Raw genomic sequence first — 24,434 nt, forward strand, 5'->3', positions numbered from 1 at the left:
TTGCTATTGCCGCAAGGCTACCGGAGGAGGACTCGTCATGCAATTGAAGGAGCTCGCGTCGCTGTTCGTTAATTCCCGAATCGTAGGAGACGGAAATACGGCTTTCACGGATATTCAGTTCGATTCGCGGAAAGTTGGGCCGGGCCATCTGTTCATTTGTGTGCCCGGCTACGTCACCGACGGGCACCGTTATGCCCCGGCGGCGCTGGCGGCGGGAGCGTCCGCGCTCGTGACGGAGCGTGTGCTGGACTTGCCGGCTGCGCAGCTGGTCGTGCCCAACGCGCGATATGCGATGGCGGTCATCGCGTCGCATTTTTTCGGCTATCCGAGCCACGGCATGCAGGTCATCGGCGTCACCGGCACGAAGGGCAAAACGACCATGACTTATTTGCTCGAGCGCATTTTGGCGGATCGCGGTTGGAAGACCGGCCTCATGGGCACGATCCGGACGACGGTCGGGGGCGTTACCGTAAAAGCCGAGCGGACGACGCAGGAAGCGCCGGACTTGCAGCGCAATTTGCGGCTCATGGCGGATGCCGGGACGCAGTATGTCGTTATGGAGGCGTCCAGCGAGGCGCTGGAGCAGGAGCGGGTGAAGGGGACAAAGTTCCGTACGGCGATATTCACCAATTTGACGCAGGATCATCTCAATTTCCATCATACGATGGACAACTACAGGGCGGCCAAAGGGCTGCTTTTCTCCCGTCTCGGCAACACGTTCTCCGCCGTGCCGGAAGAGCGGCAGTACGCCGTGCTGAACGCCGACGACGAAGCGTCGGATTACTTTGCCCGGCTGACAAGCGCGCAAGTGATCCGCTACGGGATCGATCGTCCTTGCGACGTGCGGGCGACAAGCATCCGCATGACTTTGGGCGGAACCGTTTTTACGGTCGAATCGTTTGCCGGGAGCGCCGAATTCCGCATGCAGCTCGTCGGCAAATTCAACGTATACAACGCTTTGGGGGCAATCGCCGCCTGTTTGGCCGAAGGCATTGCGCTTGACGACATCAAGGATAGCCTGGAGCGGGTGCAGGGAGTCTCCGGCAGAATGGAGCGGGTCGATGCGGGGCAGCCGTACCTCGTGCTCGTCGATTACGCGCATACGCCCGACAGTCTCGAAAAGGCGTTAACGACCATAGGCGAATTCGCCGCAGGCCAGGTCATTACCGTATTCGGCTGCGGCGGCGACCGCGACCGGACGAAGCGTCCGATCATGGGCCGGGTGGCGGCGCAGTACAGCGGCTACGTGTACGTCACCTCGGATAATCCCCGCAGCGAAGATCCGGAAGCGATATTGCGCGACATCTTGCCCGGGCTCGCCGAGGCCGGCTTGCCGGAAGACCGGTACGAAGCGATAGCGGACCGAAAAATTGCCATACAAAAGGCTATTGATCGGGCAGGCCCTGGCGATGTAGTATTGATAGCGGGCAAAGGACATGAAACGTATCAGGAAATTCAAGGCGTGAAATACGATTTCGACGACCGCCTCGTGGCGGAAGAAGCGATAAGGAGACGAGGCCGATGATTCGCCGCACGATCGCCGAGCTGGAGCGCATGCTTTCCGGCCGGCTTGTTGAGGCGCCCCGTAATCCCGCCGCAGGCGGAGAACGGCTCGTGGCCGGCGTATCGACGGATACGCGCACGATCGCTGGCGGCAATTTGTTCGTCCCGCTGCAAGGAGAACGGTTCGACGGACATCTATATGCGCAGAAGGCCGTGGACGCCGGCGCATCGGCCGTGCTGTGGCAAGCCGGGCACGAAGCGCCTCCGCCGCAAGGAGCGCCGGCGCTCGTCGTCGACGATACGCTTGCGGCCTTGCAGCAGCTCGCTCACGCATACCGGCGGGAGCTGAACGTGCGCGTCGTCGGCATTACCGGCAGCAACGGTAAGACGACGACCAAAGATTTGGCCCAACGCCGTGCTGGCGACGCAGTACCGCGTGCACAAGACGAAAGGCAATTTCAACAACCATATCGGGCTGCCTCTTACGCTGTTGCAGCTGGACGAGGATACGGAAATAGCGGTGCTGGAAATGGGCATGAGCGCACGCGGCGAAATCGCGCTGCTGTCCGGCATTGCCGAACCCGATACGGCGGTTATTACGATCATCGGCGAATCCCATTTGGAGCAGCTCGGCTCGAGCGAGGAGATCGCCAGGGCGAAGACGGAAATTGTGGGCGGGCTGCGCCAAGACGGCCTGTTTGTCTATAACGGAGAATCGCCGCTCATCGAAAAGGTGCTTCCTCAAATGCCGCAGCCGGAGCGATTCCGTTTGCTGCGGTTCGGAATGGGACAGGGGTTCGACCTGTACCCGACGGCTGTACGCACGGAAGCGAACGGCACTTATTTTCGAGTGAATGCCGGAGCGGGCACCGAATTTTTCATCCCGCTGCTCGGCCGCCACAACGTGACCAACGCTTTGGCGGCTATCGCCGTCGGTCGCGAATACGGCCTCAGCGACGAGACCATCGCTGCCGGGCTCGCCGCCGTGCAAATGACGAGCATGCGCATCGAAGTGCTGAAGGCGCCGAGCGGTTTAACGGTGCTGAACGACGCTTACAACGCCAGCCCGACGTCGATGCGCGCCGCGCTCAAGCTGCTCGGCGAGCTGAACGGGTACGCCCGCAAGTTTGCGGTGCTCGGCGACATGCTCGAGCTCGGTCCGCAGGAGACGGAGTTCCACCTGGACATCGGCGCGGAGCTCGGCCCGGACGTCGCCGATTACGTGCTGACGTACGGCGAACGCGCCCGCCATATCGCCGCCGGAGCGGCGGCGCGGATGGCGGCGGAGCGCGTGCTCAGCTTTGGCGACAAGGAGCAGCTGACCGCTGAGCTGCTCCGGCTCGTGCAGCCGGCCGACGTCGTGCTGGTCAAAGGCTCGCGCGGCATGGAGCTTGAAACGGTCGTCAGCGCGCTGACCGGCAAGGACGCGGGCGCCCATTAGCAGTGCGTCTCCTAAAGAAACGGAACCTCACGCCCCTGGCGCAAAATCGCCCGGTAATGTGGACGCAACGGGCGGACCGCAGATACGTTATTTGTAAAAAACGACGGTTTTTCAGTGGGCGACGGACAAAAGATGCGTTATTCCGAGAAAAACGGCCCCGTTGCCCGCTTGAAGCTCCAATTAGCGGATCTCGTGTCCGTTACAACGTCCATACAAGGAAAAAGGGCCGAATAACGGCTTGTCTGTCCGCTTGAGTCACTCTCTCTGTCGATGGTCGCCAGAAAAATTCGGGATGGAAACCGCGAGAAGCCGCACGTCGCCTGAGTGGGATCGTTCTGCCGCGTACTGCAATCGCCCATTTTTGCGCGGAGACTCCCCGTAATCGGCAGCGTCCCGCGAATAGGTTAATACATATGCTTACGAAGCAACTTTCCCTAACGGAAAAGTTAAGCTGACCCTTACGAAGCTTTTTCCCTATCGGGAAAACGTAGCACACGCTTACGAAGCAACTTTCCCTGGCGGGAAAGTTTTTAGGAGGCACCAACGTGGAACTGAAAGTCATACTGTTTACAATGGGGGCGGCGTTCCTAATCGCGCTTATAGCCGGGCCCTTGTTCATTCCGCTGCTGCGCAGGCTGAAGTTCGGCCAGCAAATCCGCACGGAAGGGCCGCAGGGGCACCAGAAAAAAGCCGGCACGCCGACGATGGGCGGCATTATCATTTTGTTTGCGCTGACGCTGTCCGTCATCCGCTTCGCGGATAAAAACATGGATCTCGTCATCATGCTGATCGCGACGCTCGGCTACGGCTTCGTCGGCTTCCTCGACGATTACATCAAAATCGCGCTCAAGCGCTCGCTCGGCTTAACCGCCAAGCAAAAGCTGCTCGGCCAGTTTCTCGTTTCGGTCATCGTCTGCGTTTTGCTCATTCAGCAAGGCCACAGCACTGCGCTGCCGATTCCGTTTACGCATATGAGCGTGCCGCTCGGCTGGCTCTATTTTCCGTTCGTGTTCATCGTCATGCTCGGTTCGTCCAACGCCGTCAATTTCACGGACGGACTCGACGGGCTGCTCGCCGGTACGAGCGCGATCGCGTTCGGGGCGTACGCCGTCATCGCGATGAACAATACGATGCCGGAGGTTGCCATTTTTTGCGCAGGCATGATCGGCGCGGTGCTCGGCTTTCTCGTCTTCAACGCCCATCCGGCCCGGGTGTTCATGGGCGATACCGGCTCGCTCGGCATCGGCGGCGGGCTGGCGGCAGCAGCCATCCTCACCAAGTCGGAGCTGCTCCTCGTCATTATCGGCGGCGTGTTCGTGATGGAAATGCTGTCCGTCATCATTCAAGTCGTATCTTTCAAAACGCGCGGCAAGCGCGTGTTCCGCATGAGCCCGATCCATCATCACTTCGAGCTGGTCGGCTGGTCCGAATGGCGCGTTGTGCTGACGTTTTGGACGGCGGGACTCGTGCTGGCGGGAATTGGACTTTACATTAACGAGGTGTTCTAACAGATGAAGCATCCGCGCGAATACAAGGGCGAACAGGTCGTCGTTCTGGGCCTGGCCCGCAGCGGCGTCGCCGCCGCCAAACTGTTCCACAAGCTCGGCGCGATCGTAACGGCGAGCGATAAAAAAGACCGAACCCAGTGTCCCGAAGCGGGCGAGCTCGAGGCACTGGGCATTTCTGTGTTATGCGGCGGCCATCCGGACGATCTGATTCACGAAGGCGTAGCGCTCGTCGTCAAAAATCCGGGCATCCCTTACCGTGTCGAACCGCTTCAGCGCGCCGCCGCTCTAGGCATCGACATCGTCACCGAAGTCGAGGTGGCTTATCGCATTTGCCGCGCGCCAATCATCGGCATTACCGGTTCCAACGGCAAAACGACGACGACGACGCTCGTCGGGCTCATGCTGAAGGAGGGCGGGCTGAAGCCGATCGTTGCCGGCAACATCGGGCGGGCGCTGACGGAGGCGGCGCAAGAGGCGGAGCCGGACAACCGGATGGTCGTCGAGCTGAGCTCGTTCCAGCTGAAAGGGACCGAGCAGTTCCGTCCGGCTATCGGCTGCCTACTGAACATATATGAAACGCATCTCGATTACCACGGTGGAATGGACGATTATATCGCCTCCAAGGTGAAAATGTTCGAAAACCAGACAGAAGACGACACAGCGGTGCTCAATTGGGACGACGCCGTCTGCAAGCAATTAGCGAAAAACTTGCGCGCCAAGCTGCTGCCGTTCTCGCGCCGGGAGCCGCTGCCGTACGGGCTGTACGTGCGCCCGGGCGACAGTATGCTCGTGTACCGCGACACGGCAGGCGCCGAGCATCCGATCGTGCGGGTGGGAGAACTGGGCATTGTCGGTTCCTTCAACGTGGAAAATGCTCTTGCCGCCTCCGCCATCGCCATCGCTTCGGGGGCTGACCTCGCGTCGATCGCGAAAGCGCTGCGCGAATTCCGGGGCGTCGAGCACCGGCTCGAATGGGTTGCGACGATCGACGACGTACAGTTTTACAACAATGCGAAAGCGACGAATCCAGCCGCTACGCTGAGCACGATGGGGGCCTTCGAGCAGAAGCTTATTCTGATCGCCGGCGGTTTGGACCGCGGCTCCGACTATATGGAGCTGCTGCCGGCATTCAAGGAGCAGCTCAAAGGGCTCGTCACTCTCGGCGAGACGCGCGCCAAGATCGATCGCGTCGCCGAGCTGGCGGGTGTATCGAATCGCAAAACCGTCGATACTGGAGAACATGCGGCGGACGCCGTGCGCGAGGCGGTGGAAGCCGCGTTCGCGATGGCCGGGCCCGGCGATATTGTACTGCTTTCGCCGGCCTGCGCCAGCTGGGACATGTTCACGTCCTACGAGGAACGGGGACGCATGTTTAAGGAGTCCGTGCATAAATTGAGATTAGGGCGGTAAACAAGCTCCCGGACGATGCGGCCGCCGCCCCAGTATGCAACGGCAGAGGTGTCTTTAGCTATGGCAAAAGCGAGATCCGCACCCGACCTTTATTTGATTACCGCAACCTTGCTCATTTTGACGATCGGCGTTATTATGGTGTACAGCGCGAGCGCTGTGCTCGCTTTCCGCGAGCACGGCGATTCGTTTTATTACTTGAAGCGCCAAGGCTTGTTCGCCGTGCTCGGCGTCGTCGCCATGTTTTTCACGATGAACGTCGATTACTGGATATGGAAAAAGTACGCCAAAATCGGCCTCCTCGTCTGCTTCGCGCTGCTGCTGATCGTGCTCGTTCCGGGCATCGGCGACGTGCGCGGAGGCGCGCGCTCCTGGCTCGGCATCGGCTCGTTCGGCATTCAGCCGTCCGAATTTATGAAAATGGGCATGATCATTTACTTGTCCAAGCTGCTCTCCGAGAAGCAATCCGGCATTACCGAATTTACCAAAGGCTTGCTGCCGCCGCTCGCGCTTATGGGGCTCGCGTTCGGACTCATTATGCTGCAGCCCGATCTCGGCACCGGCGCCGTGCTTTGCGGCGCGTCGCTGCTTATCATTTTCACGGCGGGCGCACGGCTCAAGCACCTCGGCCTGCTTGGGCTCGTCGGGCTTGCCGGTTTCGTCGGCCTCATTATCGCCGCTCCGTACCGGCTCAAGCGGATTACGGCGTTTCTCGACCCGTGGTCCGACCCGCTCGGCGCCGGCTATCAAATTATCCAGTCGCTGTACGCCATCGGCCCCGGCGGCCTCGTCGGCCTCGGTCTCGGCATGAGCCGGCAAAAATACAGCTATTTGCCCGAACCGCAAACGGACTTCATCTTCTCCATCGTCTCCGAAGAGCTTGGCTTTATCGGCGCTGCGACGGTGCTGCTTTTGTTCCTGCTGCTCATCTGGCGCGGCATGCGCGCTGCCGTTACGGCCCCCGACACGTTCGGGTCGCTGCTTGCCGTCGGCATTACCGGCATGATCGCGGTCCAAGTCATCATCAACATCGGCGTCGTCATCGGCATGTTCCCGGTTACGGGCATTACGCTGCCGCTCGTCAGCGCCGGCGGCTCGTCGCTGACGCTCATTTTGGCCTCGCTCGGCATTCTTCTCAACATATCGCGCTATTCGAGGTGAACGGACTTCATGCATAAAATCGTCTTCACCGGCGGCGGCTCGGCCGGCCACGTGACGCCGAATCTGGCGCTCATTTCCCGGCTGCAGAAGCTCGGCTGGAGCGTCGATTACATCGGCTCGAACGCCGGCATCGAGAAAGAGATCATCGAACACGAGGGCATTCCGTTCCACCATATTTCTTCCGGCAAGCTGCGCCGGTATTTCGATTTGAAAAACTTCAAAGACCCGTTCAAGGTCATGAGAGGCGTCGTGGACGCCTGCGTCCTGCTTCGCAAGCTGAAGCCGGACGTCGTCTTTTCCAAGGGGGGGTTCGTCTCCGTGCCGGTTGTCGTCGGGGCGTGGATGAACCGGATCCCTGTGCTCATCCACGAATCGGACATGACGCCTGGCCTCGCGAACAAGCTTTCGGTGCCGTTTGCGAAGCAAGTGTGCGTGACGTTTCCCGAGACGCTGCAGCACGTGAAAGGCGGCAAGGCGGTATGCACCGGGTTGCCGATCCGCGACGGCTTGGCGCAAGGCAGCGCCCTGCGCGGACTGACGCTGTGCGATTTCCACCGGCAAAAACCGGTGCTGCTCATCATGGGCGGCTCGCTTGGCGCGCAAAAAATCAACGAGTCGGTGCGGGCGTCGCTTGACGAACTGCTGCCGTTCGTGCAAGTTGCGCACATTTGCGGCAAAGGCAACGTCGATTCGGCGTTCGCCGGGAAAAGAGGCTACAAGCAGTTCGAGTACGTGCAGGAAGAGCTGCCCGATTTGCTGGCTGCGGCCGACTTTGTCGTCTCCCGCGCCGGCTCCACGTCGATATTCGAATTTTTGTCGCTGCGCAAGCCGATGCTGCTTATTCCGCTGTCCAGGCAGGCGAGCCGGGGCGATCAGATCTTGAATGCGGAATCGTTCCGGGCGCGCGGCTATGCCGCCGTGCTGGCGGAAGAAGAGCTGACGCCGGCGTCGCTTGCGGCAGGCATCCGCGACGTACAGGCGCGCGCCGGCGAAATGCGCGAGGCGATGCAGGCCGCCGCTGCGGTTAGCGGCACCGATGCGGTGCTCGAGCTGATCCGGAAATCCGCCGGGGCATAGAAAACGGGGCGTTAAGCCAACCACGAACTGTCAGCACGATGCCGGACAGTTGTCCCTTGGCTTAACGCCCAGGCGTTTGGCCGGCCGTGCAGCGTTTGTCCATTGAACAGGCAGGCGTTGCTCCTCCGGCTTAACGCCCAGGCGTTTGGCCGGCCGTGCAGCGTTTGTCCATTGAACAGGCGTTGCTCCTCCGGCCAAACGCCTAGGCGATTGTCACACTCTCCGAGCTTACACATAAACTACACTATAACCGTGACAGACAACTGAGGCGGTCAAACCGCCCGCGCGATGAAGTGGCCACCATCGCGCCGGGGGCCGGATGGCCGAAAGCCGGCGGCACGCGCGTTGCGCTGTCTGCCGAGCCCTCAGCGTTCTGTGAAGGAGGTTAGCCTAATATGCAATCCGTCATTGCCGCCTTGCAAAAAGCCGATATCGGCGACATATCGCTGAACGTGCCGCTTGCTCCTTATACGACCTGGAAGATCGGCGGACCCGCCGACGTCCTGCTCGTTCCCCGCACGAAAGAGAAGCTCGCCCTGACGGTTCGGCTTTTGTTCGCGCACGGACAGCCGTGGACCGTCCTCGGGCGCGGCTCCAACGTGCTGATCGGCGACAGAGGCATTCGCGGCTTCGTCATCAAGCTGGGACCGGCGCTCGATACGCTGCGCGTGGAAGGAACGAGGCTCATTGCGGGAGGAGCGTACTCGTTCATCAAGCTGTCGGTAATGGCCGGCAAGGAAGGATTGACAGGGCTGGAATTCGCGGGCGGCATACCCGGATCGGTAGGGGGCGCCGTCTACATGAATGCGGGGGCTCACGGTTCCGATGTGTCACGCATTTTGAAACGAGCCGAGCTTGTGCTGGAAAACGGGGAATTGTTGACGTTGGAGCGGGAGCAGCTGGAGTATGCGTACCGGCATTCCGTGCTGCACGACAAGCTGCGGGGCATTGTGACCGAAGCAGTGTTCGAGCTGGAACACGGGGACCGGAAAGAAATCGCGGCCGCTCTGGCCGCTTTCAAAGACCGGCGTCTGCGCACGCAGCCGCTGCAGCTTGCCTGCGCCGGCAGCGTTTTCCGCAATCCGGAAGGCCATTTCGCCGCCAAACTGATCGAAGAAGCAGGCCTGAAGGGCTACCGCGTCGGCGGGGCGGAAGTGTCTCCGCTTCATGCCAATTTTATCGTCAATACCGGGCAAGCGACCGCTCATGATGTTGTCTCCCTCATGGAGGAGGTGCAGCGCGTCGTGATGGAGAAGTTCGGCGTGCAGCTGAATCCGGAAGTACTGGTGGTGGGGGAGCGGTAAACTCGGAGGTGGAACTTTGGAGAAGCTCTTCATCGAAGGCGGGAGACCTCTTTCCGGAGCGATCAGCATTCACGGCGCCAAAAACGCGGCGCTGCCCATCTTAGCCGCCAGCTTGATGGCGAGCGGCGTACACACCCTGCACAACGTACCGGATTTGCTCGACATTCAAACGATGCTTCAAATTGTTTGCGGTCTCGGCTGCAAAGCGGAGCTGCAGGGGGATACCGTTACGATCAATACGGCGACGGCGGATTCGTATCACGTGCCCGAACAATTGATGAAGCAGATGCGCTCCTCGATTTTCCTCATGGGGCCGCTGCTCGCCAGGTTCGGCCGCGTGCACGTATCTCAGCCCGGAGGCTGCGCGATCGGCGAACGCAAAATCGACATGCATCTGAAAGGTTTGGAATCGCTTGGCGCCCGCATCGAAGAAACGCCGCAGTCCATTATCTGCACTGCAGGCCAGTTGCACGGAGCCGATATCGTGCTCGATTTTCCCAGCGTAGGGGCGACGGAGAACATTATGATGGCGGCCGTCAAGGCGAAAGGGCGGACAACGATTTATAACGCCGCCCGCGAACCGGAAATTCAGGATTTGCAAAACTTTTTGAACGCAATGGGAGCGGACATCATCGGAGCAGGCACGGATACGATCACGATTTGCGGCGTTACGGAGCTGCAGCCGGTAGCGTACCGGATTATCCCGGACCGCATCGTGGCGGGTACCGTCATGGTGGCTGCGGCAGCGACGAAAGGGAACGTGACGCTGGAGCACGTAAATCCGGCCCATCTGACGTCGGTCATTCATGCGCTGAAACGGGCGGGTGTTCAAATGACCGTCGGTGATGATATAATAAATGTGAACTGCCTGGGTCGCCCGCGTGCGGTCGAACGGATCGTGACGTCGCCGTATCCGGCGTTCCCGACCGATCTCCAGGCGCAAATCATGGTGCTTTTGACGCTGGCCGACGGGCCCAGCATCGTTAAGGAAACGATCTTTGAAGGCAGATTCAAGCACGTCGACGAGCTGTCCCGCATGGGCGCCGATATTCGCGTCGATCTGAACTCGGCATTTATTCGCGGCGTTCCGCGTTTATACGGGGCGACAGTGGAAGCGACCGATTTGCGCGCCGGCGCCGCGCTTGTCATTGCCGGTTTGGCTGCGCACGGCACGACGGTGGTCGAGCAGGTGCATCATATCGATCGCGGCTACGACCGCATCGAACAAATGCTGAACCGCCTCGGCGCCAACATTCGCCGGTCATGACCGAAACGTCCGGTTGACCCGTTCTTATGTCTCGTTCCTTATCCCTTCTGGCCGGGCAGCGAGAGGGGATAAGGGATGTTTCTTTTTTCTCCGCATCAGAAAGTATAAGCTGCGCATATACTTGGCTGATTCCGCTACGGTAAACGCGTGCGTCCCATGGACGGCGTAAGCCGTTTATTTCCCGAGTTGGAAGAGGTGGATGCTCACGTGCCTGACGATCGCGTCATGCCGGTACTTCGCGAACCGAAGCGCCGCAGCCGCAGCAATCGGAAGCTGCTTGCGCTCTTGTTTCTATTTTTTATGACGGTGCTGCTGATCTTATTCTTCCAATCCTCGCTTAGCAAAATTACCGCAATAGACGTTCGCGGCAACGAGTTTCTGTCGGCGGAAGCGATCGGACAAGCTTCCGGCCTCCGGGTTGGCGACCATTTTTTTGCGCATTCCGGAGCAAGCATCGAGAAAAACGTTGCCTCGCTGCATATGGTGCAGTCCGTTCACGTGACCAAGCGGTTCCCGGGGCTCGTCACGATCGAAGTGAAGGAGTTTCCGAAAGTAGCTTTCCAGCTAGGAGAGGGCGGCAAGCTTGAAGCGGTGCTCGCGGACGGCTCGAGCGCGCCGCTGCAAAAAGAAGGCGCCGTTCCGGACAAGCCGCTGCTTACCGGCTGGAAAGAGGGCGATCCGCTCAGGCTGAAGCTGTGCAAGACGCTCGGGCAAATTCCGGCCGCTCTGCTCAGCGACATTTCCGAAATCAAGCCCGATCCGACAACCGGTTTCGAAGACAAAATCCGCATGTATACGCGCTCGCAATTCATCGTGGAGACGACGATAGGATTTCTTCCCGATAAAATCGAACGGCTGCCGTCCATCGTCGACAACTTGCACGAAAATAACGTGAACGGCGGCGTCATCACGATGCTGCTGACGGATTCCCACGCTCCTCTCGGCACAGACGATGCGGCAAGCGGCAACAAGGATGCGGCGGACGCGTCCGCTGGCAAAGATTCCGGCGCGGGAGCCGGCGGGGGCGCTAAATCCGGCGGCAAAGACGGCGGCAAAGATACGGGCAAGGAAAGCAAGCCGGGCGGGAAACCGGGGCCTACAAAGAGCGACGAGAAGAAGCAGGGCTGAGCGGTGCGCTGCTTTGCGCATCGCTCTTCTAACCATTCGGAAAAACTGATAAAGTATGGAAATGTTGGAAATGCCCTCATTTGTACTTTCCGCCTCATGCCTGAAAAAATAGACTACTCAACTGGTAGAAACCGTGATAGAATTATTATTATGGAATTTTGCGGGCTTTCTAGCCATGCTACATAACGTACCCTAGCATACGAAACGGCGAATATTGAAAAAAATTGTTGAAAAAAGAGGAAAGTAGAGCGCTGTGTGGAATAAGTACAGAAGGTTCGAGACTCCATGCCCGAGTTTATCGATGAAATGGGAGGTGCCAAGGGCTTGAGCAGTAATGACATCATTGTCAGTTTGGACATCGGTACATCCAAAGTGCGAGCGATTATTGGAGAAGTTGTTAACGGATCCATTAATATAATCGGTGTTGGCTCTGCAGATTCGGAAGGGATGCGCAAGGGAGCGATCGTCGATATCGACCAGACCGTGCAATCGATCCGCAGCGCGGTCGATCATGCGGAGCGCATGGTTGGCATCACGATTGACGAAGTATACGTGGCCATCACCGGCAATCATATTCTTCTTCAGTCCAGCCACGGCGTTGTTGCCGTTTCCAACGAAGACCGGGAAATCGGCGACGAGGACATCGATCGCGTCATCCAAGCGTCGCGGGTCATCGCTCTGCCGCCGGAGCGGGAAATTATCGGTGTCGTGCCGAAGCAATATTTGGTCGACGGCCAAGAAGGAATCCACGATCCGCGCGGCATGATCGGAGTTCGGCTCGAGGTCGAAGCGTCGATCATCACCGGTGCGAAGACGTCGATTCACAACTTGCTTCGCGTCGTAGACAAGGCGGGGCTCAAAGTGAGCGGATTGATTTTATCTTCGCTTGCAGCCGGCCAACTGGCCCTGTCCAAAGACGAAAAGTCGATCGGAACCGTTCTCGTCGACGTCGGCGCCGGAGCGACGACGATCGCCGTTTTCGAGAACGGCAATCTCGTCGCTACTACGACGATTCCGATCGGCGGCGAATTCATTACGAACGACATTGCAATCGGCCTCAGGACGCAAGTCGATGCGGCGGAACGGATCAAGCTGAAATACGGCTGCGCGGTCGTGGAAGATGCGGCGGGCGATCAGCTGTTCAAAGTGACGCGAATCGGCAGCAACGTCGACAAAGAATTTTCCCAGATCGATTTGGCGAACATCATCGAGCCTAGAGTGCAGGAAATTTTTCAGCTTATTCGTGCCGAAGTGCAGCGTCTCGGTTACGGGGAGCTGCCCGGCGGCTACGTGCTGACAGGCGGCACCGTATCGATGCCCGGCATGCTCGCCGTCGCGCAGCAGGAGCTGGAAACGTCGGTCCGCATTGCGGTGCCTGACTTTATCGGCGTTAGGGACCCCTCCTTTACAAGCGGCGTTGGCATCATACAATTCGCAGCCAAATATATGCGAAGCCGCCAGCCGTCCGCCGCAAGAAAGACGACCCCACCGGCGAAGACGTCCGCCGCCAAGGTGAAAAAGACGCCGGCGGACAAGCCCGGCGTGTTCGAACGATTCAAAAACTGGCTTAGCGAGTTTATTTAAAATGCACCGATAGTACAATGAGGGGGAACGACCCGCATGTTGGAATTTGATCTTGAAATGGATCAGCTGGCGCAAATTAAAGTAATCGGCGTCGGCGGCGGCGGCAGCAACGCCGTAAACCGAATGATTGAGAACGGCGTCAAGGGCGTCGAGTTTATTACAGTCAATACGGATGCGCAGGCGCTGCATTTGGCGAAATCCGAGCATAAGCTGCAAATCGGCGACAAGCTGACTCGCGGGCTCGGCGCCGGAGCGAATCCGGAAATCGGCAAGAAAGCGGCCGAAGAGTCCAAAGAACTGATTATGAATACGCTGCGCGGCGCCGACATGGTGTTTGTTACCGCCGGCATGGGCGGCGGCACCGGCACCGGTGCAGCGGCGGTCATTGCCGAGATCGCCAAGGAATGCGGCGCGCTGACGGTTGGCGTCGTAACGCGGCCGTTCACGTTCGAAGGCCGCAAGCGGGCGATGCAAGCCGAGCAAGGCATTGCGGCGCTTAAGGAAAAAGTCGATACGCTCATTATTATCCCGAACGACAGGCTGCTGGAAATCGTCGACAAGAAGACGCCGATGCTGGAAGCGTTCCGCGAAGCGGACAACGTGCTGCGCCAAGCGGTGCAGGGCATCTCCGACCTGATCGCTGTGCCCGGTTTGATCAACCTCGATTTTGCCGACGTGAAGACGGTAATGACCGAGCGCGGCTCCGCGCTGATGGGCATCGGGACCGGCACCGGGGAAAATCGCGCGGCCGAAGCGGCGCGCAAAGCGATCATGAGCCCGCTGCTCGAAACTTCGATCGAAGGCGCGCGCGGCGTGCTGATGAACATTCGGGGCGGCCTCAATTTGTCGCTGTACGAAGTAAACGAGGCGGCCGACATCGTCGCTTCCGCGTCCGACCCGGACGTGAACATGATTTTCGGTGCGGTCATCGATGAGGCGCTCAAGGATGAAATCATCGTCACCGTTATCGCAACCGGCTTCGAGCACCGTGCTTCGGCTTCGCCGGGGGTACGACGTCCGATGGGCCAGGAGCAGCACGATCCGCGCCCAAGCACGGGCAACCTGCGCCCGTTCGGCGCCCAGCCGTCCGGCGACCAGCTGGACATCCCGACTTTCCTGCGCAACCGACGGAATACGGATAAGTAAGCTTTCCTTAATTCAGCGCCCAGCTTGAAATTCCAGCCTCAAACTATGACCTTCTCAATTGGGGTAATTAACAAATAAATATGAAAAAGCCTGTCAGGACGTTGCATTCCCTGGGCAGGCTTTTTAGCGTTGGCGAAAGGGCTGCGCATAGAAAAGCAGCGGCCTTGTTAAAGGAACTTGCTGTAGTTCGGTACCTGCCTCCTCCGATAACCGGTAACTGCCAGGGCGATATTCGTTCGGCATCCAGCTGTTCGGACTGCGAGGTGCGTCTGCGCCCGGGAACCGCACTTGGCAGGCCATAGAGGAACTGTGTTCCGCTATTTCACGAAATGAGGATGAATCGGGCAAAATAACGGAATTTCTTTCCGTTATTAGAACGAAATTGCTGAGCAAACACGATTTTGTAGGAGAATAACGGAACCTCGCTCCGTTAGTTCCGGGAAATAACGGGAAATGCAACGCATAGCGGAACGGAGTTCCGTTATGATGCAGAAGTTACATTGCTAGAACGCCGGAGCGGGTGCATGTTTCAAATCCATGGCAGCAGCTCGCGAGATAGCCGGAGAACCTGCAGCCGCAAGAAGCTCTGCCGCATATGCGGCAGAGCTTCCCTTACAACGGTTGCGTCTCGATTACTCGTTTGCAGTTTCCGTGCGGTCCGCCAGCTTTTTAAATACCTCTGTGACCGTCCGCATTCGATCTTCTACTTTTTTGGCGGCCGCGTCCAGCGTATAGCCGTCGTCGAGCAGCTCTTTCACCAAAAGTATTTTTTTGATGCTGAGATAATCGTATTTGCGCGTCGTACCTTCGCCTTCTTTGACCGCCCGGATAATTCCCTTTTCTTCCCAATAGCGAATTTGCCGCTGCGGCACTCCGGTGATCTCCGATACTTCCCCGATACCGACCACCAGTTTTTTCAACAGCTCGACATCCAGCAGCCAAAGGTCCAACGGTTCGTTTGTGCTCATATGATCTACACCTTCTGTTTGGCCTTATTGTCTTCATTTTACGTTATACGAACGATGATTTCAATGATTGAAATATTATTGACAATGATTGTAGAAATATTACAATTTACGAAGAATATCAACGTTGTCCATCATTTTCAAAACGTGCACTTTATGTGCACTATATAAAAGGAGTGGTATCGAATGATGCAATGGGCTGAAAAAAGAACCAGGCCGGCTGCCCCGAATTACCCGTTAACGACCGGCTTGCTCGTATGGTGCGGCCTCGTTGTCGTGTCAAGCTTATACATTACGCTGCCGATGGTTTCCGTATTCGCGGGTGCTTTTCATGCTTCGCCGGATATGGCGGCATGGACCAGCAGCGCTTTTTCGCTTGCTTATGGCGCCGGCGGGTTGTTATTCGGCCCCGTGTCCGAGCGGTACGGCCGCAAGCACACGATCTTATGGGGGCTTGCCGCTTTGGCCTTCATTACCGTTCTCATGGGATTTGCCGCGAACTTGCCCGAGCTCATCGCATTCCGCGCCGTACAAGGCTTGGCGGCGGCGACCTTTGCCCCTTCCGCGCTCGCTTACATCGGGGAAACGTATCCGGCGGAAAAACGGGTAACGACCGTCGGGTTTGTCAGCACCGGTTTTTTGGTGGCGGGAATTGCCGGACAGCTGTTCAGCAGCGTCGTCAACGGGCTTCTGACCTGGTCTTATGTATTTTATTTTCTGGGCGCCCTGTATTTGTTATCCGCCGTACTGGTCGGCGCCTTCGTGCCGAAAGGGGAGCCCCGCCGTTCTCCGGCAACGGTGCTGGCATTTTTCAAGCAAATGGGTACAGTAAGTTTCCAACGATCGTTGTCCGTCTGTTACCTCATCGCAGTGACGCTGCTTTTTTCGTTTGTCGGCATGTATGCGGTGCTGGGCACTTATTTATCCCATGCCCCATTTGCTTTGAACGCGAATCAAATTTTTGCGGTCAGAGCGTTAGGGGCGATCGGGATGATTTGCTCTCCTTTCGCGGGGCGGCTTGTGGCGAAGTACGGGATGGAGGAGATGCTGCGGGCGGGACTTGCGCTTGCCGCCGCGGGACTTGCGGCAGTCGGCATGAGCTCCAGCCTTGCGGTTTCCATCGTCATGAGCGTCGTTTTTGTCGCCGGGATTTCGCTCACGGTCCCTACGCTGATCTCGATGGTCGGCAGCATAGCGGGTGATGCGCGCGGTGCCGCAATCACGCTCTATATGTTCGTCTTATTCGTTGGGGCGACGCTCGGCCCCATCGTTGCGCTCGCTCTGCTCAAAACGGGCAGCTACATGCTAACTTACGAAGCGCTCGCCGCCGTCCTCGCGCTCGCCTTCGCCGCCACCTTTTTCGTGCCGGATCGCAAACGAAAAGAAGCAAGCCGCTAACGTCCGGCTTGCTTCTTTTTTCGCCAACTCCGCATCTCGACAAAATAAGTCATAGCCTCCCGGCGCGATTAGACAGACTTCATGAACGTACTTCGCTATACTGTTCTCATCCGTCGGGAAAGGGCGCACAAGGCGATGGTCGTGTACCTCGATCTCATTTTCATGACCAACCTGCTCATGGACGGGGCTGTCTTGGCCACGACCGCATGGGCCAGACGCAAGCGCGTCGTCTGGTGGAGGTTGGCGCTGGCGTCCGCCCTGGGCGCCGGATACGTTTTCGTTTTGTTTTTGCCGAGCTTGCACGTGCTCTTCACCTTCGCTGTGAAAAGTATATTTTCCGTTTTCATGATTATGACTGCGTTCGGCTTCTCCAGCTTGCAAAATTTGGCCCGCGACCTCGGTATGTTCTACTTCGTCAACTTCGCTTATGCCGGCTGCATGTTCGGCCTCCGCTATTTGCTCCTGTCGTCCGGTGACGTGCTGAACGGCATTTTGCTCACGCAGACCGGCAGCACGTTGTACCAGTTCAGCACAGGCCCGCTGCTGACCGTCGTGACGGCGGTCGCCGCGATCGTGCTCGTGCGCCACGTGTTCGTGTTCACGAAGCGGAAGCAAGAGATGACCGAGCTGCTGGCGGAAGTCACCATTATGATCGGCAACGTGCAGGCGACGTGCACAGGGCTTATCGACACCGGCAACCAGCTGTACGATCCGCTTACCCGCACGCCGGTTCTCGTGATGGAAGCGGAGCGGCTCAAGCCGTGGCTGCCGCCCGCCTGGCTCGAGCGCATACGCCGCTGCGAAGTCGATCAGCTTATCGCGGGTTTTGGCGGCGAACCGTTCATATGGCAAGATCGGCTGCGGCTCGTGCCGTTTCGCGGCATCGGGCGGAGCACGCAATTTATGCTCGCGCTGAAGCCGGACCGGGTCGTTATCAGGCAAGGGGAACAAACGCGGGACATCACGAAGGTGCTTATCGGGCTTGATGGCGGCACGTTATCCCACGACAGCGCGTACCAAGCCATCATTCATCCGGCGATTATCGCCAATTGACGTTATTAGCGACAGCACAAGCATAACCGGGAGGAACTGCGATGCTTTGGAAGTGGAAGATGCGTTTGCAGCTGCAGATGTATAGGCTGCTCATGCTGCTGCGGCTGAAAGGCGAGGAAATTTACTACATCGGGGGCAGCGAAGCGCTACCGCCGCCGCTTACCCGGGAAGAAGAAGAATATTTGCTGGAGAAGCTGCCGACCGGAGATGCCGCGATCCGTGCGATGCTCATCGAACGCAACCTCCGGCTCGTCGTCTATATAGCCCGGAAATTCGAAAATACCGGCATCAACATCGAGGATCTCGTTTCCATCGGCGCTATCGGCTTGATCAAAGCGGTCAATACGTTCGATCCCGAGAAAAAAATCAAGCTGGCGACCTATGCGTCGCGCTGCATCGAGAACGAAATTTTGATGTACTTGCGCCGCAACAGCAAAATCCGCACGGAAGTATCGTTCGACGAGCCGCTGAACATCGATTGGGACGGCAACGAGCTGCTGCTCTCGGACGTACTCGGCACGGAGAACGATACGATTTACCGCAACATTGAGGAGCAGGTGGACCGCAAGCTGCTGCACAAGGCGCTCGACAAGCTGACCGAACGGGAGCGGATCATTATGGAGCTGCGCTTCGGGCTCCAGGACGGCGAGGAGAAGACGCAGAAAGACGTCGCCGACTTGCTGGGCATTTCCCAATCGTACATATCGCGTCTGGAAAAACGGATCATTAAGCGGCTCCGCAAAGAATTCAACAAAATGGTGTAAGGCCGACCGAACAGCGGGCGCAAGTCCGCATTTTTTTTCTTGATTGTGGAAGCGTTGCCGCTGCTTGGCGCATCTGCGATTGCCGTTTGCGGGGCGCTGCGGAAGCGCTCTCAGCGGTGTTCGCATCGCATAAAAATGCCGCCCGAGGAGATAATGTACAGTAATGTTTCTCCTTGGGAGGTATTCACGGTGACCCGAAACAAAGTCGAGATTTGCGGTGTCGACACTGCAAAGCTGCCCGTACTGACCAACGCCGAAATGCGCGAGCTTTTTGTACAGCTGCAGACGAGGGGCGATCGATCGGCAAGAGAGAAATTGGTGAACGGCAACCTGCGGCTTGTGCTGAGCGTCATTCAGCGCTTCAACAACCGCGGCGAATTTGTGGACGACTTGTTCCAGGTCGGCTGTATCGGACTTATGAAGGCGATCGACAATTTTGACTTAAGCCAAAATGTGAAGTTCTCGACTTACGCGGTACCGATGATCATCGGCGAAATTCGCCGCTACCTCCGCGACAACAACCCGATCCGGGTATCGCGGTCTCTCCGCGACATCGCCTACAAGGCGCTGCAAGTGCGGGACAACCTGACGAACAAAAACTCCCGCGAGCCGACGATTTACGAAATTTCCGAAGCGCTCGGCGTGCCGAAGGAAGATGTCGTGTTCGCGCTGGACGCGATCCAGGACCCGGTATCGCTGTTCGAGCCGATTTATCATGACGGCGGCGATCCGATTTACGTCATGGATCAAATTAGCGACGAGCGCAACAAGGATATGTCGTGGATCGAGGGAATCGCTCTGCGGGAAGCGATGCGGAAGCTGAACGCGCGGGAGAAAATGATTTTATCGATGCGGTTTTTCGAAGGCAAGACGCAGATGGAGGTTGCCGACGAGATCGGCATTTCGCAGGCGCAAGTGTCGCGGCTGGAAAAGTCGGCCATCTCGCAAATGCAAAAGCACGTCAAAACGTAACGCACGCTAGCGAGCACGGCCCGGATAAAGGGCGGGTAAGTCTGCCCGAGAAAGCGGGCTGCGCTGCGGACCTAAGAATGCGGGTCTCCGGCTTTATTGAACTCGAATAAGAAACATGGTGGGAACACGAGTTCAAAGGCTTATGCTTACGAAGCGAGTTTTGCTACGCAAAACTTGTAGCTCCAAGGCCTACATTCCCATCCTCCACTCCGCTTTTCCCGACACACGTGCCCGGCCCGGACAAGGGCCGGGCGTTTTTTTGTGCGCGGAGGGCGCAGGCGGACATTTTGCCCGGCTTGCACATATACTAAAACAGATAGGCGATCTCCTAACGAAGCGTGGTGACTGGCGCTTGAAAATTTCCGATTTCCAGACGAAAGACGTCATCAACATTGTCGACGGCAAAAAGCTCGGCCAAGTGAGCGACCTCGAGCTCGATTTGCGGCAAGGGCGGATCGATGCGATCGTCGTGCCGAGCCAGGGCAAATTTTTCGGCTTGTTCGGCAGCGGCACGGACGTCATCATTCCGTGGAAAAACATCGTCAAGATCGGGATGGACGTCGTGCTCGTCAAACTGGACGACGTCCGCGTGAACCGCGTGCCCGAAGAAGTCGACCAGCAGCAATATTACGAATACAACCGGCAGTTCCGCGGATAAAGGCGAGGCTGCGCACACATTTAGCCGCTACGGCCACAAATGCCGTTTTTCCGACAGCGTTTGCATGTGGTACACTGAAGCCAGCGCCGCATGGCGAAGCCGGAAAGGAGCGGACATGGATGGAACCGTTCATATATAGAGAAGCGGATAAGAAATATGGGCCCTCGCTTTATGTGCTGGAATCGTGGACAAAGCGTTACCCCGGCCTCACGGCAGGCTTTACGTCGCGCCACGGAGGCGTCAGCGAGCCTCCGTACGGCACGTTCAACTGCGGCCTTCACGTCGAAGACGATCCGGCGCGCGTTCGTCGCCAACCGGGAGCGCCTGGCGCGGGCGGTCGGCGTCCCGTTCGCGGGACATACGTACGCCGAGCAGGTGCACGGCACGAACGTGGCCGTCGTCGGCCTGAACGGACGGGGAGCCGGCCGCGCCAGCCGCGAGTCGGCGTTGGCCGATACGGACGGCCTCGTCACGGCGGAGCCCGGCGTGTCGCTCAATTTGATGTATGCGGACTGCGTGCCGCTTTATTTTTACGATCCCGTGCGCCGCGCCATCGGGCTTGCCCATGCCGGATGGAAAGGTACGGTAGGCGACATCGCGCGGGCGACTGTCTTGCGCATGCAGGAAACGTTCGGCACGAAGCCGGAGGAGCTGCTCGCCGCGATCGGTCCGTCGATCGGCGCATGCTGCTACGAGGTCGATGAGACGGTAGCAGGAAAAGTGCGCGAGGCGCTCAGCGCTCACGACGCGGCGCCGGAGGAAAGCGCCGAAGTGCTGCAGGCCGGACGGGAAGCGGGCAAATATCAGCTGAGCCTGCAAAAATTGAATCGACTTTTGATGACAAAAGCAGGAATATTGTCGTCTCGTATCGAAGTATCAACGTTGTGCACCGGCTGCAGCACCGATCGGCTGTTCTCGCACCGCAAGGAAGGCGGGAGAACGGGGCGCATGGTCGCTTGGATCGCGCTGCGCCAGGACGGCACGGAAACGTAAGGAGAACGGATAGCAATGACGATGGAAGAGCGAATCGAACACGTAAACGCCCGTATCGCGGCTGCCGCCTCAAGGTGCGGCAGATCGCCGGACGAGGTGCAGATCATCGCCGTCACGAAATATGTATCGCTGGAGACGACGAAGCAGGCGCTCGATCTCGGCCTGATGCATATCGGCGAAAACCGTTGGCAAGACGTTCAGCCCAAGTGGGAAGCACTGCACGAGCGGGGCACATGGCATTTTATCGGCCATCTGCAGACGAACAAAGTGAAGGACGTTGTCGGCAAGTTTGCCTACATTCATTCGCTGGACAGGCTGTCGCTCGCAAAGGAAATCGAGAAAAAAGCGGCGGGGCTCGGTATCGTGCAAAACTGCTTTGTCCAAGTGAACGTATCCGGCGAAGAGAGCAAGCAGGGCTTGCCGCCGCAAGAGCTGGCGGACTTCGCCGGGCAGCTGCGGGACATGCCGCATATCCGCGTCGTCGGCCTGATGACGATGGCTCCGCTCGAGCTGGAGGCCGAGGCGACGAGGCCGGTATTCCGCGCGCTGCGCGAATTGCGGGACGAACTGAACCGCAGCGGCTCGCTCGGTTATGAAGCGCCGCACCTGTCGATGGGCATGTCGGGCGATTTCGAAATCGCCATCGAGGAAGGGGCCACCTGGATTCGGCTCGGCACGGTACTCGTCGGCAAGGAGCTCTAATTTCCCGGCACGGATGGAAGACGAACATACATAGTTCACCATGAGGGAGGAGACATTATGGGCGTTATGAACAAATTCATGAATTTTTTGGGGCTGCAGGAAGAAGAAGAAGTGATCGAGCGGGAACGAATCGTGGAACAAGTCGAAGAACCTGAAACCAACCCGTTCGAGGCACGTAATAGTAAAGGGAAAAACAATATCGTCAGCATTCATTCGCAAAAAAACGTCAAAGTCGTGCTCAACGAGCCGCGCTCCTACGAGGAGACGCAGGAAATCGCCGACCATCTGCGTTCGCGCCGCCCCGTTATCGTCAATTTGCAGCGCGTGCGCGCCGATCAGGCGATCCGGATCGTCGACTTTCTGAGCGGTACAGTGTATGCGCTGAACGGAACGATCGCCAAGGTCGGGCCGAACATTTTCCTGTGTACGCCGGATTCGGTCGACATTCAAGGCTCGATTACGGAAATGATTAATGAGGGGTAGAAGCCCTTCGGAATTGAGGTGAACCGTTTGGCTCTAGTGTACATCCTGAAAACTATCAGCGTGCTGCAGGAAATTTACACGTACATGATTATCGGCTACATTTTGCTGTCATGGTTTCCGAACGCGCGCGACAGTTTCATCGGCAACTTGCTTGCGACGTTCACCGAGCCGTATTTGCGTATTTTCCGCCGCATTATTCCGTCGATCGGACCGATCGATATTTCGCCGGTCGTCGCCCTTATTGCGCTCCGCTTCGTGGCGCTCGGTCTTTTTGCCGTCATCGAATTCATTTTCGGCAGGTTTGCGGGGTAACGTGCGGTGAATACGGAAATTCATAAACATTTTCATCCCGACGAGCATTCGTTTGTGGATAAAGCCCGGGATTGGATCGAGCGCGCCGTAGACCAGCATCGTCTGCGGCGCACCGATTTTCTCGACCCGAGACAGGCCTTTATATTGACGACGCTGTTGAACCGCAATCCGGATGCGCAGCTTCGCCTGGACGGCGGGTATCCCGGGGCGGAGCGGCGAAGAGCGCTGATCGCTCCGGATTATATGCGGCTTGACGACGAGGATATGGGCATCCGGGTGCTGGCCGTGACGTCGGGAGATGCCAAGATCGCCGAGCTTGACCATTCCGACTATATGGGGGCGCTGCTGGCGCTCGGCATGAAACGGGATAAAATCGGCGATATCCATGCCGGCCCGACGGGCTGCCACTACTTGGTGGAGGAAGAGGCTGCCGACTATTTGCACCTGAACTTGACTCATGTCGGCAAAGTCGCCGTGCATACGGAGGTGCTGCCGCCGGATCGGCTTATCGCGACCGAATCGAAGCTGCAGGAGCTGCAGCTGTCGGTCGCCTCGATGCGGCTGGACGGCATTGTCTCGGACGTATTCCGGCTCAGCCGGGCGAAGGCGATCGTCCCGATTCAAGCCGGCCGCTGCCGCGTCAACTGGAAGCCGGAGGCGAACCCGAGCGCGCAGCTGAAAGCGGGCGACATCGTGTCGATGCAAGGGTTCGGGCGGTTTAAAGTGCTGGATGTCGAAGGCGTGACGAAGAGCGGCCGCATGCGGGTTAAAGTCGGGAAGTACGTATAACGGGCACGGAATTGGCGGGACCGCGGCAGGAGCCGCAGGCGCGAAGCGTCATGACGCTTCGCCGCTAATTTTTTGTCGCGAGGATTGCAGGAATTCCCTCTTTCCTGTCGAATGGAGTACATAGCGATTTCTACTTTTGCCGGAGGTGCACCAATGCCGTTAACGCCGCTCGATATACACAACAAAGAGTTTGGTCGTTCTTTCCGCGGATATGACGAAGATGAAGTGAACGAGTTTCTCGATCAAGTAATCAAAGATTACGAGGTGCTCATTCGCGAAAACAAAGACTTGCAAAACCAGGTCACAGCGCTGCAGGAGCGGCTCGACCATTTCGCCAATATCGAAGAGACGCTGAGCAAAACGATCATCGTCGCGCAGGAGGCGGCGGACGAGGTCAAGAACAATTCCAAGAAAGAAGCGCAGCTCATTTTGAAAGAAGCGGAGAAGAACGCCGACCGCATTATTAATGAAGCGCTCTCCCGTTCGCGCAAAATCGCCCTCGAAATCGAGGAGCTGAAGAAGCAGGCTTCCGTCTACCGGACCCGCTTCAAAACGCTTGTCGAAGCCCAGCTCGAGCTGCTCAGCAAAGACGATTGGAAGGCGCTTGAGCCGGTCGAATCCGACACGGACAACCGTTCGTATTGAACGGCGAAAGCCCCGGGGCCGGGGGGATGGCTGCCATGTTGACTATAAGCCTGCGATTCGCTATACTTCGAACATATAAGTCATGACAGCAACACGATGATTGGGCCGAGTAGTTCGTCCATGCGAAGCCAGCGAATCGGGGACAGTGGAAGCCCGACCCTTCGGACACGAGCG

Annotated in this window: 21 protein-coding genes and 2 pseudogenes; 22 read left to right on the forward strand and 1 reads right to left on the reverse strand. The window is 58.1% G+C overall.

Annotated features, from left to right (window positions below; genetic code table 11):
* Positions 1–37 precede the first annotated feature (37 nt).
* From SD70_RS05085 to ftsZ, 11 genes and pseudogenes are all read left to right on the forward strand, one after another.
* Positions 38–1,525, forward strand: a complete 1,488-nt coding sequence (locus SD70_RS05085) for a UDP-N-acetylmuramoyl-L-alanyl-D-glutamate--2,6-diaminopimelate ligase (RefSeq protein WP_041046263.1) — start codon at positions 38–40, stop codon at positions 1,523–1,525.
* Positions 1,522–2,944: pseudogene (locus tag SD70_RS05090) on the forward strand (UDP-N-acetylmuramoyl-tripeptide--D-alanyl-D-alanine ligase). The gene SD70_RS05085 and the pseudogene SD70_RS05090 overlap by 4 nt, the downstream one beginning before the upstream one ends.
* Positions 2,945–3,489: 545 nt before the next feature.
* Entirely contained in the window at positions 3,490–4,452 is a 963-nt protein-coding gene (gene mraY, locus SD70_RS05095) for a phospho-N-acetylmuramoyl-pentapeptide-transferase (RefSeq protein WP_041046265.1), read from the forward strand.
* A 3-nt stretch (positions 4,453–4,455) separates the two neighbouring features.
* Positions 4,456–5,862: a UDP-N-acetylmuramoyl-L-alanine--D-glutamate ligase gene (gene murD / locus SD70_RS05100; RefSeq protein WP_041046267.1), complete on the forward strand. Its 1,407-nt coding sequence runs from the start codon at positions 4,456–4,458 to the stop codon at positions 5,860–5,862.
* 60 nt (positions 5,863–5,922) lie between these two features.
* Positions 5,923–7,020, forward strand: coding sequence for a stage V sporulation protein E (gene spoVE / locus SD70_RS05105; RefSeq protein WP_041046269.1), 1,098 nt, complete (start codon positions 5,923–5,925; stop codon positions 7,018–7,020).
* Between the two features lie 9 nt (positions 7,021–7,029).
* Positions 7,030–8,097 carry an undecaprenyldiphospho-muramoylpentapeptide beta-N-acetylglucosaminyltransferase gene (locus tag SD70_RS05110; RefSeq protein WP_041046271.1) on the forward strand — a complete coding sequence of 356 codons (1,068 nt, stop codon included), beginning with the start codon at positions 7,030–7,032 and terminating at the stop codon, positions 8,095–8,097.
* A 395-nt stretch (positions 8,098–8,492) separates the two neighbouring features.
* Positions 8,493–9,401 carry a UDP-N-acetylmuramate dehydrogenase gene (murB, locus tag SD70_RS05115; RefSeq protein WP_041046273.1) on the forward strand — a complete coding sequence of 303 codons (909 nt, stop codon included), beginning with the start codon at positions 8,493–8,495 and terminating at the stop codon, positions 9,399–9,401.
* A 16-nt stretch (positions 9,402–9,417) separates the two neighbouring features.
* On the forward strand, positions 9,418–10,668 hold the full coding sequence (gene murA, locus SD70_RS05120) for a UDP-N-acetylglucosamine 1-carboxyvinyltransferase (RefSeq protein WP_041046275.1): 1,251 nt from the start codon (positions 9,418–9,420) through the stop codon (positions 10,666–10,668).
* A gap of 207 nt (positions 10,669–10,875) precedes the next feature.
* Complete coding sequence (locus tag SD70_RS05125; protein WP_231571049.1) at positions 10,876–11,796, forward strand: cell division protein FtsQ/DivIB; 921 nt, start codon at positions 10,876–10,878, stop codon at positions 11,794–11,796.
* A gap of 324 nt (positions 11,797–12,120) precedes the next feature.
* Complete coding sequence (gene ftsA / locus SD70_RS05130; protein ID WP_041046375.1) at positions 12,121–13,380, forward strand: cell division protein FtsA; 1,260 nt, start codon at positions 12,121–12,123, stop codon at positions 13,378–13,380.
* 36 nt (positions 13,381–13,416) lie between these two features.
* Complete coding sequence (gene ftsZ / locus SD70_RS05135; RefSeq protein ID WP_041046277.1) at positions 13,417–14,526, forward strand: cell division protein FtsZ; 1,110 nt, start codon at positions 13,417–13,419, stop codon at positions 14,524–14,526.
* 632 nt (positions 14,527–15,158) lie between these two features.
* Here ftsZ and SD70_RS05140 read toward each other — a convergent pair.
* Positions 15,159–15,494, reverse strand: a complete 336-nt coding sequence (locus SD70_RS05140) for a MerR family transcriptional regulator (RefSeq protein WP_041046279.1) — start codon at positions 15,492–15,494, stop codon at positions 15,159–15,161.
* Between the two features lie 183 nt (positions 15,495–15,677).
* On the opposite strand from SD70_RS05140, the gene SD70_RS05145 reads away from it, so the two are divergent.
* From SD70_RS05145 to SD70_RS05195, 11 genes and pseudogenes are all read left to right on the forward strand, one after another.
* Positions 15,678–16,889: an MFS transporter gene (locus SD70_RS05145; RefSeq protein WP_231571050.1), complete on the forward strand. Its 1,212-nt coding sequence runs from the start codon at positions 15,678–15,680 to the stop codon at positions 16,887–16,889.
* An 81-nt stretch (positions 16,890–16,970) separates the two neighbouring features.
* Complete coding sequence (gene spoIIGA / locus SD70_RS05150; protein ID WP_231571051.1) at positions 16,971–17,942, forward strand: sigma-E processing peptidase SpoIIGA; 972 nt, start codon at positions 16,971–16,973, stop codon at positions 17,940–17,942.
* Positions 17,943–17,983: 41 nt separating this feature from the next.
* Positions 17,984–18,706 (forward strand): RNA polymerase sporulation sigma factor SigE, encoded by a 723-nt coding sequence (sigE, locus tag SD70_RS05155; protein WP_041046283.1) that lies wholly within the window; start codon positions 17,984–17,986, stop codon positions 18,704–18,706.
* Between the two features lie 189 nt (positions 18,707–18,895).
* Positions 18,896–19,678, forward strand: coding sequence for an RNA polymerase sporulation sigma factor SigG (gene sigG, locus SD70_RS05160; protein WP_041046285.1), 783 nt, complete (start codon positions 18,896–18,898; stop codon positions 19,676–19,678).
* A gap of 352 nt (positions 19,679–20,030) precedes the next feature.
* A complete protein-coding gene (locus SD70_RS05165) occupies positions 20,031–20,336 on the forward strand; it encodes a YlmC/YmxH family sporulation protein (RefSeq protein WP_041046287.1) in 306 nt (101 codons plus the stop codon).
* A gap of 119 nt (positions 20,337–20,455) precedes the next feature.
* Positions 20,456–21,329, forward strand: a pseudogene (gene pgeF, locus SD70_RS05170) (peptidoglycan editing factor PgeF).
* Positions 21,330–21,344: 15 nt separating this feature from the next.
* Complete coding sequence (locus SD70_RS05175; RefSeq protein ID WP_041046289.1) at positions 21,345–22,031, forward strand: YggS family pyridoxal phosphate-dependent enzyme; 687 nt, start codon at positions 21,345–21,347, stop codon at positions 22,029–22,031.
* A gap of 57 nt (positions 22,032–22,088) precedes the next feature.
* On the forward strand, positions 22,089–22,514 hold the full coding sequence (locus tag SD70_RS05180; protein WP_041046290.1) for a cell division protein SepF: 426 nt from the start codon (positions 22,089–22,091) through the stop codon (positions 22,512–22,514).
* Between the two features lie 84 nt (positions 22,515–22,598).
* Entirely contained in the window at positions 22,599–22,826 is a 228-nt protein-coding gene (locus SD70_RS05185; protein WP_052487079.1) for a YggT family protein, read from the forward strand.
* A gap of 6 nt (positions 22,827–22,832) precedes the next feature.
* Positions 22,833–23,615, forward strand: coding sequence for a YlmH family RNA-binding protein (locus tag SD70_RS05190; RefSeq protein ID WP_041046294.1), 783 nt, complete (start codon positions 22,833–22,835; stop codon positions 23,613–23,615).
* 153 nt (positions 23,616–23,768) lie between these two features.
* Positions 23,769–24,260: a DivIVA domain-containing protein gene (locus SD70_RS05195; protein ID WP_041046296.1), complete on the forward strand. Its 492-nt coding sequence runs from the start codon at positions 23,769–23,771 to the stop codon at positions 24,258–24,260.
* Positions 24,261–24,434: the final 174 nt, after the last annotated feature.

The organism is Gordoniibacillus kamchatkensis (assembly GCF_000829455.1).
Taxonomy (GTDB): domain Bacteria; phylum Bacillota; class Bacilli; order Paenibacillales; family NBRC-103111; genus Gordoniibacillus; species Gordoniibacillus kamchatkensis.

What these genes read in the sequence shown, in the direction of transcription:
- SD70_RS05085 (WP_041046263.1), top strand. Translation starts at nt 38, where the DNA reads ATGCAATTGAAGGAGCTCGCGTCGCTGTTCGTTAATTCCCGAATCGTA.
- murD (WP_041046267.1), top strand. Translation starts at nt 4,456, where the DNA reads ATGAAGCATCCGCGCGAATACAAGGGCGAACAGGTCGTCGTTCTGGGC.
- spoVE (WP_041046269.1), top strand. Translation starts at nt 5,923, where the DNA reads ATGGCAAAAGCGAGATCCGCACCCGACCTTTATTTGATTACCGCAACC.
- SD70_RS05110 (WP_041046271.1), top strand. Translation starts at nt 7,030, where the DNA reads ATGCATAAAATCGTCTTCACCGGCGGCGGCTCGGCCGGCCACGTGACG.
- murB (WP_041046273.1), top strand. Translation starts at nt 8,493, where the DNA reads ATGCAATCCGTCATTGCCGCCTTGCAAAAAGCCGATATCGGCGACATA.
- ftsZ (WP_041046277.1), top strand. Translation starts at nt 13,417, where the DNA reads ATGTTGGAATTTGATCTTGAAATGGATCAGCTGGCGCAAATTAAAGTA.
- SD70_RS05140 (WP_041046279.1), bottom strand. Translation starts at nt 15,494, where the DNA reads ATGAGCACAAACGAACCGTTGGACCTTTGGCTGCTGGATGTCGAGCTG.
- SD70_RS05145 (WP_231571050.1), top strand. Translation starts at nt 15,678, where the DNA reads ATGATGCAATGGGCTGAAAAAAGAACCAGGCCGGCTGCCCCGAATTAC.
- spoIIGA (WP_231571051.1), top strand. Translation starts at nt 16,971, where the DNA reads ATGAACGTACTTCGCTATACTGTTCTCATCCGTCGGGAAAGGGCGCAC.
- sigE (WP_041046283.1), top strand. Translation starts at nt 17,984, where the DNA reads ATGCTTTGGAAGTGGAAGATGCGTTTGCAGCTGCAGATGTATAGGCTG.
- SD70_RS05175 (WP_041046289.1), top strand. Translation starts at nt 21,345, where the DNA reads ATGACGATGGAAGAGCGAATCGAACACGTAAACGCCCGTATCGCGGCT.
- SD70_RS05180 (WP_041046290.1), top strand. Translation starts at nt 22,089, where the DNA reads ATGGGCGTTATGAACAAATTCATGAATTTTTTGGGGCTGCAGGAAGAA.
- SD70_RS05185 (WP_052487079.1), top strand. Translation starts at nt 22,599, where the DNA reads ATGATTATCGGCTACATTTTGCTGTCATGGTTTCCGAACGCGCGCGAC.
- SD70_RS05195 (WP_041046296.1), top strand. Translation starts at nt 23,769, where the DNA reads ATGCCGTTAACGCCGCTCGATATACACAACAAAGAGTTTGGTCGTTCT.